The 19,258-nt window shown below is 41.8% G+C and carries 17 protein-coding genes and 1 riboswitch; of the genes, 4 read left to right on the top strand and 13 right to left on the bottom strand.

Annotation, left to right across the window (positions count from 1 at the left end; genetic code table 11):
- Positions 1-133: 133 nt before the first annotated feature.
- From KHA99_RS13370 to KHA99_RS13325, 10 genes are all read right to left on the bottom strand, one after another.
- On the bottom strand, positions 134-1,258 hold the full coding sequence (locus KHA99_RS13370; protein ID WP_213117927.1) for an HAD family hydrolase: 1,125 nt from the start codon (positions 1,256-1,258) through the stop codon (positions 134-136).
- Between the two features lie 150 nt (positions 1,259-1,408).
- The gene (locus KHA99_RS13365; protein ID WP_213118008.1) at positions 1,409-2,827 is read right to left on the bottom strand and encodes an NAD-dependent succinate-semialdehyde dehydrogenase; all 1,419 of its coding nucleotides are present in this window, start codon (positions 2,825-2,827) and stop codon (positions 1,409-1,411) included.
- A gap of 35 nt (positions 2,828-2,862) precedes the next feature.
- Positions 2,863-4,239: a 4-aminobutyrate--2-oxoglutarate transaminase gene (gabT, locus tag KHA99_RS13360; RefSeq protein WP_213117926.1), complete on the bottom strand. Its 1,377-nt coding sequence runs from the start codon at positions 4,237-4,239 to the stop codon at positions 2,863-2,865.
- 81 nt (positions 4,240-4,320) lie between these two features.
- Positions 4,321-5,694: a putrescine aminotransferase gene (locus KHA99_RS13355; protein ID WP_213117925.1), complete on the bottom strand. Its 1,374-nt coding sequence runs from the start codon at positions 5,692-5,694 to the stop codon at positions 4,321-4,323.
- Positions 5,695-5,715: 21 nt separating this feature from the next.
- A complete protein-coding gene (locus KHA99_RS13350) occupies positions 5,716-7,209 on the bottom strand; it encodes an aldehyde dehydrogenase family protein (protein ID WP_213117924.1) in 1,494 nt (497 codons plus the stop codon).
- A 196-nt stretch (positions 7,210-7,405) separates the two neighbouring features.
- Positions 7,406-9,538 (bottom strand): sigma 54-interacting transcriptional regulator, encoded by a 2,133-nt coding sequence (locus KHA99_RS13345; RefSeq protein ID WP_213117923.1) that lies wholly within the window; start codon positions 9,536-9,538, stop codon positions 7,406-7,408.
- A 136-nt stretch (positions 9,539-9,674) separates the two neighbouring features.
- Positions 9,675-9,923 carry a biotin/lipoyl attachment domain-containing protein gene (locus KHA99_RS13340; RefSeq protein WP_213117922.1) on the bottom strand — a complete coding sequence of 83 codons (249 nt, stop codon included), beginning with the start codon at positions 9,921-9,923 and terminating at the stop codon, positions 9,675-9,677.
- Positions 9,924-9,945: 22 nt separating this feature from the next.
- Positions 9,946-10,236 carry an SAV0927 family protein gene (locus KHA99_RS13335; protein ID WP_213117921.1) on the bottom strand — a complete coding sequence of 97 codons (291 nt, stop codon included), beginning with the start codon at positions 10,234-10,236 and terminating at the stop codon, positions 9,946-9,948.
- A 14-nt stretch (positions 10,237-10,250) separates the two neighbouring features.
- On the bottom strand, positions 10,251-11,534 hold the full coding sequence (locus KHA99_RS13330; protein WP_213117920.1) for a Glu/Leu/Phe/Val family dehydrogenase: 1,284 nt from the start codon (positions 11,532-11,534) through the stop codon (positions 10,251-10,253).
- A 193-nt stretch (positions 11,535-11,727) separates the two neighbouring features.
- The gene (locus KHA99_RS13325; RefSeq protein ID WP_213117919.1) at positions 11,728-13,068 is read right to left on the bottom strand and encodes an APC family permease; all 1,341 of its coding nucleotides are present in this window, start codon (positions 13,066-13,068) and stop codon (positions 11,728-11,730) included.
- Between the two features lie 343 nt (positions 13,069-13,411).
- On the opposite strand from KHA99_RS13325, the gene speB reads away from it, so the two are divergent.
- The gene (gene speB, locus KHA99_RS13320) at positions 13,412-14,365 is read left to right on the top strand and encodes an agmatinase (RefSeq protein ID WP_213117918.1); all 954 of its coding nucleotides are present in this window, start codon (positions 13,412-13,414) and stop codon (positions 14,363-14,365) included.
- An 85-nt stretch (positions 14,366-14,450) separates the two neighbouring features.
- Here the strand turns inward: speB and KHA99_RS13315 are convergent, their stop codons facing one another.
- On the bottom strand, positions 14,451-15,047 hold the full coding sequence (locus KHA99_RS13315) for a cell wall hydrolase (protein ID WP_213117917.1): 597 nt from the start codon (positions 15,045-15,047) through the stop codon (positions 14,451-14,453).
- A 274-nt stretch (positions 15,048-15,321) separates the two neighbouring features.
- Here KHA99_RS13315 and KHA99_RS13310 point away from each other — a divergent pair, with 274 nt between their 5' ends.
- Both KHA99_RS13310 and KHA99_RS13305 read left to right on the top strand, forming a co-directional pair.
- Positions 15,322-15,561, top strand: a complete 240-nt coding sequence (locus tag KHA99_RS13310; RefSeq protein ID WP_213117916.1) for a glutaredoxin family protein — start codon at positions 15,322-15,324, stop codon at positions 15,559-15,561.
- Positions 15,562-15,647: 86 nt separating this feature from the next.
- On the top strand, positions 15,648-16,538 hold the full coding sequence (locus KHA99_RS13305) for a DUF2935 domain-containing protein (protein WP_213117915.1): 891 nt from the start codon (positions 15,648-15,650) through the stop codon (positions 16,536-16,538).
- A gap of 8 nt (positions 16,539-16,546) precedes the next feature.
- Here the strand turns inward: KHA99_RS13305 and KHA99_RS13300 are convergent, their stop codons facing one another.
- Positions 16,547-16,969, bottom strand: a complete 423-nt coding sequence (locus tag KHA99_RS13300) for a disulfide oxidoreductase (protein WP_213117914.1) — start codon at positions 16,967-16,969, stop codon at positions 16,547-16,549.
- A 1-nt stretch (position 16,970) separates the two neighbouring features.
- On the bottom strand, positions 16,971-17,669 hold the full coding sequence (locus tag KHA99_RS13295; RefSeq protein ID WP_213117913.1) for a DsbA family protein: 699 nt from the start codon (positions 17,667-17,669) through the stop codon (positions 16,971-16,973).
- 210 nt (positions 17,670-17,879) lie between these two features.
- Here KHA99_RS13295 and KHA99_RS13290 point away from each other — a divergent pair, with 210 nt between their 5' ends.
- Complete coding sequence (locus KHA99_RS13290; protein WP_213117912.1) at positions 17,880-18,938, top strand: lactonase family protein; 1,059 nt, start codon at positions 17,880-17,882, stop codon at positions 18,936-18,938.
- Positions 18,939-19,079: 141 nt separating this feature from the next.
- Positions 19,080-19,194, top strand: a riboswitch (SAM riboswitch).
- Positions 19,195-19,258 lie beyond the last annotated feature (64 nt).

Raw genomic sequence — 19,258 nt, 5'->3', positions numbered from 1 at the left:
GCCAATAGAATACATAAATTCGCCAATAGACGCACAAAATCCGCCAATAGAATTTATTTATTATATCTTTATCTGAGAAATTCTATCAAAAATAACTAATACAGCCATAAAATAATAAAATTCAAAAATTCGTTTATAGAATTCCCTTCAAATCAAGGACAGAATCGAGAATATTGTCCGCTTTATGCTTTTCGAATTCACCCCGCGCGTCTTTCCCAGATAACCCGGTTAACACGGCGGCGAATTGACAACCCATTTGCCTTGCAGCTAGAAGATCTGCCAATGAATCCCCGACAATCAGGACCGAATCGCCATCTTTAATTGGCAGCGGCGTGTTCAAACACTCCTGCACGGACAGATCTTTGCGATGCAGACCCAATATGTAGGTATACGGATGCGGCTTTGATAAAGATTTCCCTTCTGGAAGCTCCTGCTCAGCCTTGGCGACATCATCCGCAGTCACAATCCGGCTCACATCAAAATGCTTTAACCATTCCAAGTGCTGAAAAGGCTGAATCGTTTCCAATTCAGGCCGTCCTGTTCCGATCCCAATCTCAATCCCCGAGGCTGTTAAAAATTGAAATAGCTCTCCTATCTCTTCTTTAGGAGCCAATGTTGTTTCATTAACTAGAAAGCCTTTCTTGCCTTTCTGAACAGAAGGCTTGCCAGTTGAAGCAATAATATTGGCATCCCCTACGTACCATTCCTGAGAAACATGCTCACATACTGACCAAAGCTCCCCTTTTTGAAAAATAGTGGTTTCTACCCCAAGTTTCTCAAGTGCCAGCACATTTAAATAATCAAGCAGTTCTTGCTTAGTTGCCTCGGACCTCTCAAACTCCTTCACAAACAAACCGAAATCCAGTTCAACCGAATAATTATTCAACACCCCACCAATCTCAAGTAAGGTCTTTCGCTGGATTGGTGCTTGACACCATTCTCTAATGTTTTCAATTTCATATTCTTTGATTTGTGAAAGTAGATGAATTAGCTGGTGGGCAAATGTTAAATAAATCATATCCCAGTTGGCATTAAGGCCTCGTGATTTTTGGAATTTCAAGATTTTATCATTTTCAAATACCAGATTTCGAATTTCTTCTATTTCTTTATCGCTATAGTCTGTTTTGAATTTTTGAGGTGATAAAGCCAAGTAATTACTGCTTATCAGCATCTCCCATACGGTTAGTGCCGATGCATCAAAGTAACGTTCTTCGCTTAATAGAACCCCGTCAACGTCAAATAAAATCGTTTTAATCAATTTCCTATAACCCCATTTCCCTGTCTGCTTTTATACGTTATCGTACCACAGTAAGCGAACTCAATAAAAGTAAAAAGAGGGAAGATTCAGTTTTAGCAAAAATAAAAACAAGCCGTGCCCCGTTGTTTCGGTGCACGGCTTATTTATACTTTAGTCCAAACCGATGGAAATATATTTCACTTCTAAAAACTCTTCAATTCCGAAATGACCACCTTCACGGCCAATACCGCTTTCTTTATATCCGCCAAACGGTGCTTGCGCAACGGAAGGAAGCGCATCGTTGAGACCGACAATACCGTATTCTAGCTGCTCCGTGATTCTAAACGAACGGCTCAAATTCTCGGTATAGACATAAGCAGCTAAACCATAGTTAGAATTATTGGCACGTTCAATCACTTCTTCTTCCGTCTTAAAAGTCGCAATCGGTGCAATCGGGCCAAAGATTTCATCCTTCATGCATTCCATGTCATCCTGCACATCTGTTAAAATTGTTGGGGCATAGAAATAACCATTCTCTTCTGCCGGTTTTAGTCCTGTATAAACGACCTTTCCACCCTTTTCGACTGCATCTTTTAAAAGTTCTTCCACCTTGCTGCGGGCTGCTTGATCGATTAACGGCCCGATATCGACGCCTTCTTCAAGCCCATTTCCAACCTTAAGCTTCTCTAATTCCGCTTGGAATAGCTTCGTGAATTCCTCTGCGACACCTTCTTGTACATAGACACGGTTCGTACAAATACAGGTTTGTCCCGCATTTCGGAATTTCGATTGGACAAGGCCTGCCGCTGCCTTTGCTAAATTGGCATCGTCCATAACGATAAACGGTGCATTTCCGCCAAGCTCAAGTGATACTTTTTTCACAGTTTCGGCAGCGCCCCTCATTAATGTTTTACCAACCTCTGTCGAACCGGTAAAAGTAATTTTAGTAACACGAGGGTCTTTCAACCAAACATCCCCGATTTCTGAGGATCTTCCGGTTATTACATTTAATACGCCTTCCGGTATTCCCGCTTCATGGGCAAGTTCAGCCATCTTTAACGCGGTTAAAGGCGTCTGATTAGCCGGTTTAACTACCGCCGTACAACCGGCAGCAAGCGCAGGACCCACTTTTCTAGTAATCATTGCAGCCGGGAAGTTCCAAGGAGTAATCGCCGCAATAACACCGACAGGCTCTTTGCGTACGAGAATGCGCTTATTTGGATGGGAAGCTGGTATCGTTTCCCCATAAACCCGCTTGCCTTCCTCGGCAAACCACGAGATAAAACTATTAGCGTACTGAACCTCACCAACGGCCTCTTTTAACGGCTTTCCTTGCTCCATTGTCATAATCTTAGCGATTTCAAGTTTATTCTCATCAATCAACTGGTACCATTTCATGAGAAGCTGATATCGTTCTTCAGCTGTTTTTTTCGACCAGGTTTTAAATGCCTTATGGGCCGCATCAACTGCCTGCTCCGCTTCAAAGGCACCGCCGGTCGGTACTGCCCCTAAGACTTCCTTAGTTGCCGGATTGATGACTTCGGTAAATACTTCATAATCATTACCAACCCATTTTCCATCAAGATACATCGGAAAAATTTGATATTTTTGTTTCACAGTGTCCATTACATCCTCCCCGTCCTCGCTGGTACGGCCGAATCCTTCTGATATACGGCTTCAAAGGCTTCCTCAAGAATTTGTAATCCTTCCTCCAGTTGTTCATCTGAGATGATAAGCGGCATCAGAAGCCGAATGACATTTCCATAAAGCCCGGCGTTTAATAAAAGAAGCCCCCGCTCACCAGCTGATTTGACAATTTTTCCCACTCCCTCTTTATCAGGAGCCTTTGTTAGTTGATCCTTCACGATTTCCATTGCGCACATCGCACCTAGTCCGCGGACATCGCCAATGCACTCAAAACGCTCAGCCAATTGCTTCATTTTTTCAATCGACCTCGCACCAATTTTTTCTGCCCGGTCATTTAGATTTTCACTTTCAATGATATCTAAAACCGCCAATGCCGCCCGACAGCCAAGCGGACTTCCGGAATAGGTACCGCCGATTTCCCCAACATCTGCTGCTTCCATTATATCAGTTCGGCCAATCACCCCGCTAATTGGGACACCTGCACCCATTGATTTGGAAATCGTTATTAAGTCTGGTACCACCCCAAAATGATCAATGGCAAAGTACTTTCCTGTCCGGGCAAATCCGGTTTGAATTTCATCGGCTACAAAAAGAATTCCATATTGAACACAAATTTCCTTCACTTTTTTTACAAAATAATTATCAGGAACAACAAAACCGCCCTCCCCTTGGACAGGCTCCATAACCACAGCGGCAATCGTTTCCGGTGCTACTTCAGCAAGTAAAAATTGCTCGAATTGCTCGATAATCATGTCGCTGTACTGCTGTTCGCTCATACCTTCCGGGCGGCGATAAACATATGGATACGGTGCCTTGTACACCTCTGGGGCAAATGGCCCAAAGCCGAACTTGTAAGGCTTGACCTTGCTTGTCATTGTCATTGTCATTAATGTTCTGCCATGGAAGCCCCTTGTAAAAGATATGATTCCTTGTCGCTTTGTATACTTCCTTGCTATTTTCACTGCATTTTCAACCGCCTCCGCACCGCTGTTAAAAAATGCAACCTTTTTATCGAAGTCTCCTGGCGCGAGATTGGCAAGTCTCTCAGCAAGATTAATATACGATTCATACATCATCACATTAAAGCCCGTGTGGATAAATTGGCTTGCCTGTTCCTGAAGAGCCCTTACGACTCTTGGATGGGAATGTCCTACGTTAATTGTTCCAATAGCACCAGCAAAATCAATAAAGATATTACCATCAACATCCTCAACCAGCGCTCCCTGTGCCTTTTTAACAAACGAATGACAGTTATTACTGATCCCTTTTGGGACAAATTGATTTCTCCGCTCCAATATTTCCTTCGATTTCGGCCCGGGAATTTCCGTTTGGAGCTTCACATATTTCTTCTCCACTTTATTGCTCCCCCTTTAATATACATACCTCTGTTTAATAGGAAGCAACCGGCAGCTTACCGATTGCTTCTTTTTAAAAAGCTATTCCTTTACCTGTTTTAATACTTCTTTAAAGGTATTGACGACTTTGTCAACTTCGTCGTAGCTAATTGTTAGCGCCGGTTCAATTCGAATAGTTTTAGAGTTAATTAATGTACCTGCCACTAGGACACCTCGGTCAAACATACCCTTTGACACTTCATAGCCGATTTCATCCTTATGAAACTCAATCCCAATCATTAAGCCTTGGCCGCGGATTTCTTGCACTTTATCCTCATGCCCTTCCGCTGCCTTCTTCAATTCAGCAAGGAAGTATTCCCCGACAACCGCTGCACGCTCAGGCAGATTTTCTTCTATTAAAATACCAATCGTCGCAATCGCAGCAGCACAGGCCAGCGGGTTGCCCCCAAAAGTTGTGGTATGCATGAATGGGTTAGGAAACCAGCTCTTGAATACTTCCTCGCGCGCCACAATCGCCCCCGCTGGCATAACACCCCCGCCGAATGCTTTCGCAAGACAGATAATGTCGGGAACCACATCATACAATTCAGCAGCAAACATTTTGCCAGTGCGTCCCATGCCGGTCTGCACTTCGTCAAAAATCAATAGCGTACCATATTGGTCACAAAGCTCGCGAACCTGCTTTAAGTAGCCTTCCGGCGGCAAAATGATTCCGCCTTCGCCTTGAATTGGTTCCAAAATTACTGCTGCCACGTCTTCGCCAACCATTGAACATGTTTCAAACGTTTTTCTCATCATGTCGATATCGCCAAACGGCACATGACGGAATCCAGGAATTAATGGCAGGAATGGCTTCCGGAACATTCCCTTGGCTGTACCTGACAATGACCCTAAGCTTTTTCCATGGAAAGCACGGGTTGTGGAAATAAACGTTGTACGGTCGCTATACATTTTGGCAAGCTTTAACGCTGCCTCCACACTTTCCGTCCCACTGTTACTAAAATAGGAATATTTTAAATCCCCAGGTGTGATATCTGCCAAAATTTTCGCCAGCATCGCGCGCAGCGGGTCGAGCAGGTCCTGGCTGTGAAGGGCCTGACGCTTTAGCTGATCTGTTACAGCTTTAACAACCTTTGGATGACGGTGGCCGACGTTATAAATGCCAAATCCGCCTAGACAGTCAATATATTCCTTTCCGTTTACATCCTTAAAGCAGGCGCCGTTATCGGACCACTCAACAGCAGCAAATTGTCCGTCCTTGGTAACAGTTTTACGATAAGCAAGGAAACCCGGGTTCACATGCTCGCGGAAGCCGTCAACTGTTTCCTTTGTAATCCAGGCAGCTTCCTCAGCATTAATTTCCTCTTTTTCTATTAAACTTAAAACCTTATTAATATAATCCGTTACCTGCAGCTTCTGTTCACTTTTCGTCTCTCGTGATAAATCAATACTCATATTATCTCTCCTCATAATGTTTTAGTTTGAAAACCAGCCAATTGGCTCTACCTGCAAATTGATATTAATCTGTTTAATTTCTTGGAATTCCTCAAGACCGAAGGTTCCAAGGCTGCGGCCGATTCCACTTTGTTTGTAGCCGCCCCATGGCGCTTCATTATAAGTAGGATGATAGGAATTCACCCAAGTGATTCCCGAGCGAAGCTTTTTGATTACACGCAAGCCCTTTGCTCCATCATTCGTGAATACACCACCGGCTAGGCCGTAAACTGTACCATTAGCAAGCTTGACAGCTTCCTCTTCATCCTTGAACTTCTGAATCACAACAACAGGACCGAAAATCTCCTCCTGGACAATTCTCATTTCTTGCTTCACATCAATGAACACGGTCGGCTCCACAAAATATCCTTTCCCCAAACCGCTGTGGACAATCCTGTTTCCGCCGCAGGCAACCGTGGCACCTTCCTGTTTACCTAGCTCAATATAGTGGAGAACTTTTTCCAAATGCTGCTGGCTTACCAGAGGCCCCATTTCTGTGGAAGGATCATCCCCTGGGCCCACCACGATCTGCTTCGCTCTCTCTGCAAAACGGGCAACAAAACGAGCATAAATGCTTTCTTCAACAAGAATTCTTGAGCCTGCTGAACAGACCTGGCCGGCACCCGCATAGATCCCAAACAATGCATAATCAACTGCGGTTTCAAAATCGGCGTCAGCGAAAATGATATTTGGCGATTTGCCTCCTAATTCCAGAGAAACCTTCTTCATCGTATCAGCAGCCGCTTTCATAATATGTTTACCCGTTTTCGTTCCGCCAGTGAAGGAAACCATATCCACCTCAGGGTGGGAGGCAACTTCATTGCCGACAACCGGACCGGCACCTATCACCATATTGGCTACCCCTTTTGGCAGACCCACATCTTCAAAAATTTCAAACAGCTTCTTTGGTGTAACCGGCGTCACTTCAGATGGCTTAAACACAATCGTATTTCCCGCTGCTAAGGCCGGAGCAATTTTCCAAACACTCATTAATAATGGATAGTTCCATGGAACAATGAGTCCACACACACCAACCGGCTCCCGGACCACCATCGCCTGGATCGGATCGGCGACATGGTAGGTGTATCCGTCAGGCTTGGTAATCAGTCCTGCATAATAACGGAAACAAGCTGCTGCGTCAGCTACATCAAAACCGGCTTCTCTTAATGGTTTCCCGTTATCCATTGTTTCGAGCCGAGTGAACTCGTCTGCATATTGATCGATTTTATCCGCAATTTTAAATAGATAGGAGGCTCTTTCTTGAGCGGACAATCCAGACCAAACACCATCTTCAAAAGCGGTCCGTGCTGCAAAGATTGCCGCCCGTGCATCTTCAATTGTTCCTTCAGGTGCGTATGCAATCACTTCTCCATTCGCCGGATTTATAACGGGGCGGGTTTCTTGATTTTCTGCATCCTTCCACTCGCCGTCGATATACATCTTCAGGTTGATTACTTGATTCTTCACTTCGACCATTTCCCATTCCTCCTTTTAATACCCTCACTTACTACTTATGCAAGAAGTGTGCCAAAATCAAAAGACTACTGTATTGCAATTTTTCCGGAATGTTAAAAATCAGTTTATTCATTTTTGCATAACTCTATTTTGTATTGCATAATGGTGGGAAAAATAAAAAGCTGCCTCAGATTCTCAATCTGAAACAGCTTTCGTGTTAAAAGGATGGCATATTTTCTAGTTTAATATTTTTCTCGGTTAGGATTTTTTGATATTTCCTGCTGACAGAGGATTGGCTAATGCCCAGGGCTTTGGCGGCCTTGGTTGTCGTTTTATACTGATTCATGGCAAGAACAATCAGCTGTTCCTCTACATGCTCAAGCGCCTCCTGCAGGGGAATTACCCTTGTGATGACAGGCTTCATTTTTTTACTTTCAAAGCCCAACGATAAAAACTGGCTGACGAATTCGGCATCAATTGCCGGATGATCGGCTGTTACTACCAATCTTTCGATGATGTTTTGCAACTCCCTGACGTTGCCCGGCCATGGATAAAATTCCATTACATTAACGGCATCTGGGGTTAAGTGATAGTTTCTATCATACTTTTCGTTCAATTGCTGCAAAAAGTGAAAAGCCAGCAGTGAAATGTCCTCGGTCCGCTCCCGAAGCGGCGGTATATGAATCGGAATAACATTTAACCGATAGAATAAATCCTCCCGGAACGTTCCTTCCTCAACCAATTTTTCTAATTTTTTATTCGTCGCCGCAATGATTTGCACATTTACCTTAATCGGTGTCGTGCTTCCAACTGGGATAACCTCCTGCTCCTGCAGGACCCGTAATAGCTTTACCTGCAGATGCATTGGCATTTCACCGATTTCATCCAGGAATAAAATACCTCCATTGGCTTGCTTAAAGTAGCCTTCTTTGCCGTTTTTATCAGCACCGGTAAAAGCACCCTTGGCATAGCCAAATAATTCACTTTCCAGCAAGTTTTCCGGAATCGCCCCACAGTTCAATTTGAGGAATGGTTTTTGGTAACGCTTACCTAATTGATGAATCGCCTGGGCAATCACTTCTTTTCCCACACCGGATTCCCCATTAAGCAGAACTGTAGAAGAGAACTCAGCAATTTTCTTTACCTGATTCATGATTTTTTCCATCTTTGGACTGCAATAGATCAGCTTTTTCAAAAAGCGATCCTTGCTTTTGAAGTCATCTAGTTCCTTCTTATACTGTTCCGATATTTTACGCATTTCCTGAAGTTCTGTTTTTAAACGGGTGGTTTCGGTAATATCCCTGGAGGCCACGATAATCCGGTCCAGTTCATTTTTTTCATTAAAAACCGGATTGCCGACAGCAAGAATTTTCCGGCCTGTTTTCGTTTCCTGAACAACCGAAACCTTACGCTTTTTTTCCATCACCAGCCTCGTGACAGATGGCGTAAACAGCCCCTGGTCCTCAAGCTCGAGGACGTTTTTGCCAATTAAATCTTTCAAATCTACCTGCCAAAAATCTTTAATAATATTTTCACTATAGCGGATTAATTCGCCCTTCGCATTGACGACCAGAATTTCATCATAAATGCTAGATAGAATCGCATTTAAATCTTTATTTAAGTCTTTAATATATTCAATTTCCATGGCCATTTCTTCAACCATCGGCAAATCCTGAACAACAATGACAGCACCTTCCACTTCGTCGTTGTAGCCAAAAATAGGACTGTAGTCGACGAGAACGCCCATTTCATCGGAAATTTCCAGATGATTCAAGAATGTCTTTCCGGTTGCAAATACATTGTTGATATGCTGTCGGCTGAAAATTTTTTCCCCGGGAAAGTTCAACACCTTTTCCGCAGTGGATTTAATCATCGTTAAACCGGCTTCATTGCAATTAATGATCCGCTTTTCTTTATCCAATACAAAAATCCCCATCGGAATCGAGGTTAATAGAATCTTTAAAAGGTCCCCGCTTTTATTTTCCTGTTTAAACAGTTCCGCCAGGGCATCTTCTCTTCGGATGTAACCCATAGGCCTGCCGTCATCTCCCTTAATAATGGAAAACGGTTCGCCGATAATCTGGAACAGAGCCGGAAAGGAGATCTGCTCGCTCAACTGACAGATGCTCTCCAAGGATTTGGCATTCTCAAGCAATACGGTTTTAGAAAAATCAGACCCATTCAATTTCTCAACCAGCTGTTTATTCAGTGCTACATAAGCAAATAACTGGTCCTGTTTTTCTAAGAATAAAAAGGGTTCTTTAAAATGATTTAAATCCGGGATTAAAACTTCTTCCTCTACTATGACTGATATAATCGGTTTAATCTTTTCCTTGGCGACGGAAAACATTTTTTCATCCCCTTTAATTCCTGACTACTCTTAATACTATCATTTAATTTCGAATTTTTTAAATAAAATTCAAAAAGAAGATGAGCACTTTTCATCTTCTTTTTATTAAAGCTAAAGATCGGTCCCCTTATCTTTTTTAATCACTTCCCGTTACAAATAAATCCTCCTTAATATAGGCAAGGACCATGCCGGGGATTACATAATCTCCTTGCTGAACCTCCAATGATTCAATTTCTCCGCTTACACTTGTTTGCACTAATTCAACCTTTCCTTCTTCTGTTTTAATGGAAAAAAGCGTTTCCCATTCATAAATTCTTTCTGTCCCTTTAATAGAAATTTTCTCCACTGTCCCGTAACACGGGCTGAGCACCACTCCAAAATACATGCATCCCAACTCCATTCTCCGTTTAATATTGTTCTTGAAAGGGCCGCTGCTGCAAAACAAGGCTAAAGAATTCTTGAAACTCCGGAATGTCCTCTTTCTCAATCCCCAATTTTTCCGCCCAATGATGGTCCTCATATGTATCCTCCTGGCAAAGGAGAACCATTTTTCCAGTCTGAATGGAAGTGACCATGGCTTTTCCGAAAAAATTTCTGGAATAGCCAATCGCTAAATCATAACGGTAATTGCTGGAGATAAGGCAAAAATAATGTAGCAGTTGCTGCTCTTTTTGTTCTGATAAAATATCCAATTTCATTCATTTCCCTCCTTTTAATATTTCAACCAGCCTCGCAGCCTGGAGGCCTCAGCCAGTTTTTGAATTCCTTCAATATAAGCCGCAATTTTCATATTTACTTGATATTTTTTCGCCGTATTGTAAACATTTTTAAAGCTGGCGGTTATTTTTTCCTTCAGACGTTCATCGACTAATTCTTCGCCCCAGTAATAACCTTGATTGTTCTGACACCACTCAAAATAGGAAACGATTACACCGCCGGAGTTGGCTAAAATATCGGGAACCACAAGAATTTCCCGCTCATTTAGGATTGTTAAGGCATCTTTGGTGGTTGGCCCATTTGCCGCCTCAATCACAATCTGACAGTTAATCCGGCTCGCATTCTGTTTATGGATCACACCGGAAATCGCTGCCGGTATTAGAACATCACATTCTTTTTCCAAAAGTTCCTGGTTTGGAACTGAATTTTGGAAGCGGTTCGAAACAATCCCGAAGGAATCGCGATTTTCAAGCAGGTATGGAATATCAAGGCCGTTCTCATCAAAGATGCCGCCAAGTACATCTCCTATTCCAATTACCTTCGCACCCAGATCATACAAATATTTCGCAAGGTAGCTTCCGACATTTCCAAACCCTTGTATGATAACTCTTGTATCCTTTAATTCCATCTTTCTTAATTCACAGACCATTTGCAGGGTATAAAGTACGCCTTTGGATGTGGCCGTTTCCCTGCCCTTTGAACCGCCAAGGGCAATCGGCTTCCCGGTAATGAAGCCTGGGGAATCAAATTCACGGATATGGTCATACTCATCAAGCATCCACGCCATGATTTGAGAGTTTGTGTACATATCAGGGGCCGGAATGTCCTTGGTCGGGCCGACAATCTGGCTGACCGCCCGAACGTAGCCTCGGCTTAATCGTTCCAACTCATCCATGCTCATTTTCCGCGGGTCGCAAATAATGCCGCCTTTAGCACCGCCGTAAGGAAGATCGGTGATGCCGCATTTTAAACTCATCCATCCCGCCAACGCCTTCACTTCTTCCGGCGTTACATCCGGATGGAAACGGATTCCTCCTTTGGTCGGTCCAGATGCATCATTGTGCTGGGCACGGTACCCTTCGAAAATCTGCACCTGTCCATTGTCCATCTTTACAGGAATGCTTACCTCCAGAAACCGCATCGGTTTCTTTAAAAATTCGTATACTTGAGGGGGATAGTTCAGAATATCGCAGGCTTCTTTCAGCGTTTCCTGAAATTCAACTAGAGAATTATCCTTTAATACCTCTCTCTTTTTAACCTCAAGAGAATTGATTGCCATTATAACACCTCATTTTTTGTTGTTATAAATACATTAAGCAAGTTCCGTGCCAAAAATAAAAAAAGCAGTTTTTAAGGGTTCTAAGCGGTAAAAGTAACAGGACATTATGAAAAAATGCGTGTTTTATGCATTTCTGCATACTTTTTTAAAAAGAAAAAAACGCATCCTGCCAAGGCAGAATGCGTTTTATCGTTTAAGCTTCCTCCGCTTTGAATTGCGGAGGAGCCGCACGGAATGCTTTTGTTAAATAGAGCAGATAAATAAATCCAGCAGAGAACCAAATCAACCCCATAATTAAGGAGCTTAATTCGAGATTGATCCATAAGATGCCAACGGTGGCCGCCCCAATCAATGGCATGACTACATAGTCAAAGAAACCTTTTGGAGTCTTGTACATTTTATTTCGTATTGCAAAATGACTGATGACGGATAGGTTAACAAATGTAAAAGCCATTAAGGCACCAAAATTAATTAACGATGTTGCCGTAACTAAATCAAAGAACCAGGCCGATAACGAAATAGCGCCGACAATCACGACATTAATGGCAGGTGTCCTCCATTTTGGATGGATAAAGGCAAACCATTTTTCCGGAAACACCTTATCGCGCCCCATAACATACAACAACCTTGAAACACTTGCATGTGAAGCCAAACCAGATGCAAGCGTATTGACAAAGGTTGTACACAAGAAAATCGATTGAAACAGCTTGCCGCCAACATAAAGAGCAATTTCCGGAAGGGCGGCATCAGGTTCTTTGAACCGTGATATATCTGGGAAAAACAATTGAATGAAAAACGATGTTGTGATAAAAATGATACCTCCCCATAAAGCTGTAAGCATAATCGCCTTAGGGATCGTTTTTTCCGGATTAGGAGTTTCTTCTGATAACGTCGTAACAGCGTCAAATCCCAAGAACGAAAAGCAAAGAATGGTTGCCCCTGTAATGAGAAGATGCACGTTCATTCCTTCTTTAAAAAATGGCTGCAGGCTGAATAAGGTTCCGGTTCCTTCACCGTCTTGAAGACCCTTAACGACAAGAATAATGAAGACAACCATAATCGCAATTTGGATAAATACAAATAATGTATTAAAGTTTGCTAGTATATTGACGCTTCTTAAATTAAGGTAGGTAACGATACCGACAAACAATAGTACCCAAACGAAATCCGGCACCGAAGGAAACAAAGCATTTAGGTATATTTTAGTTAACAATGCATTTACCATTGGCAAAAATAAATAATCAAGCAGCGATGACCAACCGACCAAAAACCCTAAATGGCCATTGATTGCTTTTTGAGTATACGTATAGGCAGAACCTGCCTGAGGAAACACCTTGACAAGCTTGCCATAACTTGCCGCCGTAAAAAGCATGCCAAGCAAGGCAATAATATAGGCTGTTGGGACATGCCCCTTTGTCTCACCCGAAACAATCCCAAACGTATCAAAGACAACCATTGGTGTCATATAGGCCAACCCCATAATGACTACCTGCCAAAGCTTTAACGATCTTTTCAGCTTTACGCCATTTTCCACATATCATACCCCCAGTTTTGAATTTAAAGCGTTTTCATCATTCGGCGGCCCCTTTGTTTCGTCTGAATTTTTTATTCCCCCTCTTCGTAAATTTCAAATTATAAACTTGCAATTTTTATGCCAAACCAGTTTCTATCGAAAATTCTTTATGTATTGCCCTATGGAAGGTAATGAGTTATAAATAAGAATATTGTGAATTATTCAAATGTGCATACATTATTCCATAATACATACCGTTTGTCATTATCAAAGTTAGCCGGCTTTAGCGCTCTATGGACATTTTTTTTGGCACAAATATTGCATCTATAAATGGTATAAATAATGAAAAATGGAGGAACCCATCATGCAATATCCATTATCACCAGATGTAAAACCAGAGTTTTGCACAACAGGCACATTTATGAGGCTTCCATCAAACAGAGAGGATGCAAAGCTCGCCATTGTCGGAATGCCTTTTGACACAGCCGCTTCCTTTCGTGTCGGTGCCCGCTTTGCACCACAGGCGATCCGCCAGGCTTCAATGACGCTATTCCCTTATCATCCAATCCATAAGGTCTATCCGTTTGAGGATTGCAACGCCATCGATATCGGCGACGTTTCTGTGATCCCGCATAATATCCACCGCAGCTATGAGGTCATTGAAAAAGCTGTCCGTGAGCTGATGGAACAGGGAATTGTCCCAATCGGCATTGGTGGGGACCATTCCGTTACATTAGCCAACCTCCGAGCTGCCGCCAAAGTGCATGGTCCTGTGGCTTTAATTCATTTTGATTCCCATACCGATACATGGGATACGTATTATGATGAGAAATACTGGCATGGGTCGCCATTCATTCGTGCATATGAAGAAAACCTGCTGATTCCGGATAAAGTCTTTCAAGTGGGGATTCGAGGAACACTGAACCATCCTGGGGATATCGATGCCAGTACGGAATTAGGCTATCATGTCATTACTACTCCAGGTTTAAAGGAACGAGGATATGAAAACGTCATAGCGGAAATGAAACAGAAAATTGGCGACACACCTTGTTTCTTAAGCTTCGATATCGATTTTGTTGACCCTTCCTGTGCCCCGGGAACAGGCACGCTCGAAGTTGGCGGCCTTAACAGCTTTGAAACTCTGCAAATAATTCGCTCACTGACAGATTTTAATTTTATCGGCTATGACTTGGTTGAAGTACTTCCGCCATATGATCCAACTCAAATTACCTCTTTACTTGCGGCAACCATCATCCATGATTTTGCCTCACTTGCAGCTTTAAAAATAAAAAAAGAAGAGCTGGCAGAAACTAAGTAATAGTAATAAAAAAAGCAGTTCATATTCCACTTTCTGGAATTGAACTGCTTTTTTGTTAAAAATTATTTTTTTTGAAATACTAAGATTATCTTGCAAATACATGGTTGCCGATTTTTACAGTCACTGCACGCGACTTAATCCAAGAGCTTTGAGCGGTATTAGGATTATAGAAGAATAGAGAACCATTTCCTTTACCCATTAAAGCTATTGCTTCGTTGACAGCTCTTTTTGATTCAGCATCAGCTGCCTGATTGATTTGACCGTTTTCTACAGGTGTAAACGCATAATGTCCATTTGAAATTTGATAAATAACTTCCCTTACGCTATTCGGGAATTGGTCACTTTTTACGCGGTTCAAGACGACTACAGCAACTGCAACCTTCCCTGCATATGGCTCGCCAACAGCCTCAGCACGAACTAAACGTGCCATTAACTCTTTGTCTGCCGCAGTAACAGGAGAGTTTGGCAGAGTAATATTTTTACCAGTGATAAGCGGTTTGCTATTATTCGCTGCCATTAAGCTATTGACAGGAACACCGAATCCTTTTGCAATATTCCAGTATGTCTCACCAGATTGTACTGTGTGAGTGGTTGTTGCTGCTTCTGTTTGTCCATTTAATGTAAAAGCTGACATTGATAACATTAATCCGGCTGCAATTACTAGTTTTTTAAGTTTTTTCATTTGATAACCTCCTAGATTAGTAGCTCGTTCTCTCTACAACCTAGGCTATCAGTTGTAACACACTTATTCATTACCTAAAAAATGGAAAACTTGTGCGGTAACTAGCATAATAGGCTTCTAATGCTCTTTGGTATTAATCACCAACTTATTTGTTTATCCAGTGGTTGGAGAAAATGGATGATTCCGGTCCCTTTTTTACATAATGTTTCACGCTTGTAATATAGTAAGTGATTGATTATTTTTAATTACAAGATTGTATATGGAGGTTTTTCAGGTGTCCCGTCATGAAATAATTGTATACAGCAGCAATGGCTGCTCTTACTGCGATCAGGTAAAAACATTTTTAAAAGAAAAGGGAATTGAATTCGAAGAGCGGAATGCTTCTATTAATAAGGAGTACTTGGAGCAATTAAAGGAAAAGAAAATTTTCGCTACCCCCGCTACCTTTATTGATGGAAAACTGGTATTGGGATTTCAGGAGAAGAAATTGAACAAGCTTCTTGAATTAACGTAAGAATTCTTAAACTTGACCAAGCAGCCTAACATAAACACTTAAACCCTAAATATAATGTACTATGCGTGTTTTAAGGAGGGCGGCTTATGGTCTACCAAGGACTGAGCGAACAGGAATTTAACAAAATGTTAATTGCCCCGGAAAACTTTGCATCACCACCTGAATCTCTTACGGAGCAAATGTTTATTGAACGTTCTTTAACTGAGAATAAATTTTGGCTGCGGATTATGAAGGAGCATTCTTATTTTTTAGGGGAAGGCTTCAATCGAAAAGACAAGCAGCTTATCCAGCAAACGGACCGATTCTATCAATACTTTGCAGAGCAGGAAAAAAGGGCTCATCAAACGCCTTATAATGTAACAGCAGTACGGAAATTAAATGAAGATACCATTCAGTTAGTATTGGGTTTACGGAATTTTAAGCGGAATCTGCTCATCTTAATCATTAATTGTAAAGTCATGGGGTTCAACTTCCCGCTTCTTGTGGACCATATCGCCCGTGAAGCTGAATACTTTATGAGGACTTTAAAAAAATTAAATGATGGAATACTAGACCCTATCCAGGATGCGATCATCAAAGAAAATGTCTTTTGGCTAAAAATTATGATGGAGCATTCGCGCTTTATCGCCTCCCTTCTCGATCAATCTGAACGGAATTTAGTGATTGCTGCAAGAAAATTTGGGGATGATTTTGAGGTCCTCCTAAATCAGGCTCGAGATGTTGAATCAATGTTGTATAAAAAAAGCCCTACGTATCCTATTATTGGAAAACTCAATAAGGACAGTGAAAGTGCCACTCAGGAACTGCGTGCTTTCAAGCAAGCCGGCCTCGATTTTATTAAGACCTGCCAAATTAGAAATGTCATCGACCCGCTGTTAGCCGACCATGTTGTCAGAGAGGCAGACCATTTCTTGCAAATCGTGCATGTTTTAGAAGAACGATTAAAGGTAAAACAACAGGAGCAACAGAGGATATAAAGAAGAGACTATCCGCGGATAGTCTCTTCTTTTTGGCTGCGTGCCACGATTACCATGCTGATTGTTATGATTGTAAAGGCAATGAAGGCTAAGATAGGGATCGTAATAAACCCCAGCCAGTTAATATAATCCTTGGAGCAAGGTACCCCGCTTGTACACATTTCAAACCTTTGTAAATATGGAAGCTTTTGAAGCAGAGTATGATAACCCGAAATCAGCATACCGATTATAGATAATGGAAGGACATATTTATATATGCCGTTGTCATTCCGGTAAACTGCAATTCCTAACATAATGGCCAATGGGTACATGAATATCCTCTGATACCAGCACAGCGTACATGGAATGAAATGCATAACCTCACTAAAATACAAGCTACCTAAAGTGGCGATAAGCGCGGCAATCCAGGAAAGAAGCAGGGATTTATTCATATCACTTCCCCTTTGCTGCGTTTTCGACCATCTCTTTTAAGTCGTCGATGGATTGACCTTCAAACTTTTTGCCATTAACAAATAATGCGGGAGTTCCTTGAACATTTAATTTTTTCACATAATCCATATCCTTTTGCCAGGCATCCTTCGATTTGTCGGCTTGGAAGTGCTTAACCACCTTATCCACTTCTTTGTCACCAGCCACTTCCTTTAGTGTATCAGTTAAGAACTTTTCCGTATAAAGATCGATTTTTTCATATTTTTGATCTTCAGGCTGCTTTTTATAAAGAAGATCATGGAATTTCCAGAATGTATCGTTTCCAAGTTCAGCATAAACAGATTCCGCAAATTTGGCCGAACGCTCAGAATCGACGTTTATAAAGGAATCATTAAAGAAGTAGAATTTAGCCTTTCCCGTATCGACCAGTTCCTTTTCAATAAACGGAACAGCGGATGCAGAAAACTCCTTACAATACGGACATTTATAATCCCCAAATTCAATGATAGATACTGGAGCGGATTCCTTACCCAAAAATGGCTGATGGCTGTAGTCAATCTCATTTGATTTAACTGCTTCTTTATCCTTGGAGTGGTTGCCTAAAAAAATAAGTGCCAAAACCCCAACGGCAATTAAGCCGACTACCCAAAAAATAAACTTTGAGGATGAATTCTTTGTATTTGCTTTTTTATTATTTGCCATGATCAGACTCCTTCAAAAAACTATTATTTATGAGATAAATTTATTTTCCCAGATAGTTTTAATATTACTTATCTATTGTAATAAATCAAATAATTGATTCCGACTTTATAGGTGTTGTTGACACTTACAGTTATTAAAGTTGTTATTTTTTATAACTTTCAACTAAAATTGATAAAATAAGTTAGATTATGAATATAAAGGAGCACGAATATGACGAATAACAACAGCTATATGGGTTATATCGGTACCTATACAAAGGGAGACAGCAAAGGAATCTACTCCTTTACCTTAAATACTGGGGAAGGGAAGATTGAAAATGTGAAAGTGGCAGCGGAGCTAGAAAACCCTACATACTTAACGATTAGCAATGATAATCGTTTTCTTTATTCTGTGGGGAAAGAGGGGGAAGTTGGCGGCATTGCGGCATTTTCAATTAATGATAACGGGGAGCTGACAGCTATAAACCGGCAAATGACGCCAGGTTCACCGCCTTGCCACGTTAGTGTGGACAGCCAGCGGAATTACGTCTTTACCACCAATTATCATAAAGGTACTGTCGAGTCTCACCTTGTTAACGGGGAAGACGGATCTGTTCAGCCTACGGCTTCAAGTATAAAACATGAAGGCCGAGGGCCGGACCCAAGGCAGGAAAAAGCCCATACCCATTATGCCGGGCTTACCCCTGATGAAAAATACTTAGCGGTTGTCGAATTGGGAACTGATGCGCTGATCACCTATAAGGTCGACGACGACGGAACCCTTACAAAAGTGAAACTATTGCCATTAAAAGCAGGAAGCGGACCTCGGCATTTGACATTTCATCCAAACGGGAAACTTGCCTATTTAATGACTGAGTTCAGCTCTGAGGTAATTGTGCTCACCTATCATCCGGAAAATGGCCATTTTACTGAAAAGCAATATATTTCTACTCTTCCAGAGGACTTTAAAGAGAATAACCAGGGAAGCGCGATCCATATCTCTTCCGATGGCCGCTTTGTGTACGCAGGAAACCGCGGGCATAACAGTATTGCTGTTTTCAGTGTTAATGGAGAGACAGGTGAGTTAACGTTTATTGAGCATACGTCTACTGAAGGGGATTGGCCGAGGGATTTTGAACTGGATCCTTCCGAGAAGTTTATTGTTGCTTCTAATCAGGAATCGGGGAATCTTGTGCTTTTTGCGAGGGATGAAATATCTGGTCGATTAACACTGATTCAGTCGGATATAATAGTGCCTCAACCAGTATGTGTGAAGTTTCTCCATGTTTAAACAATAGTCACCAGGATTAATGGAGAACCAGCAAAGGATATGAAGCGCTTACATCGTGAAACTTACTCAAAATCCTTAGAAATCCATTGACACCATTCATTTAGTGTAGTAAATTTTATAAATAATCTAAATATTAATATGTTCTTATCAAGAGAGGTTGAGGGAAGGGCCCGGTGACACCTCAGCAACCTTCAATGTCTTTAACATTGAAACGGTGCTAAGTCCTGCAAATTGTTACTAATTTGCGAGATAAGAAGAGTGACAGATGTGTTGTACATGCAAAGGTCTTCTTCTTATAGAAGGCCTTTTTTTAATATCAA

Source organism: Neobacillus rhizophilus (genome assembly GCF_018343535.1).
Taxonomy (GTDB): Bacteria; Bacillota; Bacilli; order Bacillales; family Cytobacillaceae; genus Neobacillus; species Neobacillus rhizophilus.
This window is presented reverse-complemented; position numbering and strand designations above follow the sequence as displayed.

Coding starts and splice junctions, on each gene's coding strand:
- KHA99_RS13340 (WP_213117922.1), bottom strand. CDS start 9,923: ATGTATTTTGGAGTGGTGCTCAGCCCGTGTTACGGGACAGTGGAGAAA.
- KHA99_RS13305 (WP_213117915.1), top strand. CDS start 15,648: ATGGTCTACCAAGGACTGAGCGAACAGGAATTTAACAAAATGTTAATT.
- KHA99_RS13335 (WP_213117921.1), bottom strand. CDS start 10,236: ATGAAATTGGATATTTTATCAGAACAAAAAGAGCAGCAACTGCTACAT.
- KHA99_RS13355 (WP_213117925.1), bottom strand. CDS start 5,694: ATGAGTATTGATTTATCACGAGAGACGAAAAGTGAACAGAAGCTGCAG.
- KHA99_RS13365 (WP_213118008.1), bottom strand. CDS start 2,827: ATGTATCTTGATGGAAAATGGGTTGGTAATGATTATGAAGTATTTACC.
- KHA99_RS13295 (WP_213117913.1), bottom strand. CDS start 17,669: ATGGCAAATAATAAAAAAGCAAATACAAAGAATTCATCCTCAAAGTTT.
- KHA99_RS13345 (WP_213117923.1), bottom strand. CDS start 9,538: ATGTTTTCCGTCGCCAAGGAAAAGATTAAACCGATTATATCAGTCATA.
- KHA99_RS13290 (WP_213117912.1), top strand. CDS start 17,880: ATGACGAATAACAACAGCTATATGGGTTATATCGGTACCTATACAAAG.
- KHA99_RS13300 (WP_213117914.1), bottom strand. CDS start 16,969: ATGAATAAATCCCTGCTTCTTTCCTGGATTGCCGCGCTTATCGCCACT.
- KHA99_RS13315 (WP_213117917.1), bottom strand. CDS start 15,047: ATGAAAAAACTTAAAAAACTAGTAATTGCAGCCGGATTAATGTTATCA.
- speB (WP_213117918.1), top strand. CDS start 13,412: ATGCAATATCCATTATCACCAGATGTAAAACCAGAGTTTTGCACAACA.
- KHA99_RS13350 (WP_213117924.1), bottom strand. CDS start 7,209: ATGGTCGAAGTGAAGAATCAAGTAATCAACCTGAAGATGTATATCGAC.
- KHA99_RS13330 (WP_213117920.1), bottom strand. CDS start 11,534: ATGGCAATCAATTCTCTTGAGGTTAAAAAGAGAGAGGTATTAAAGGAT.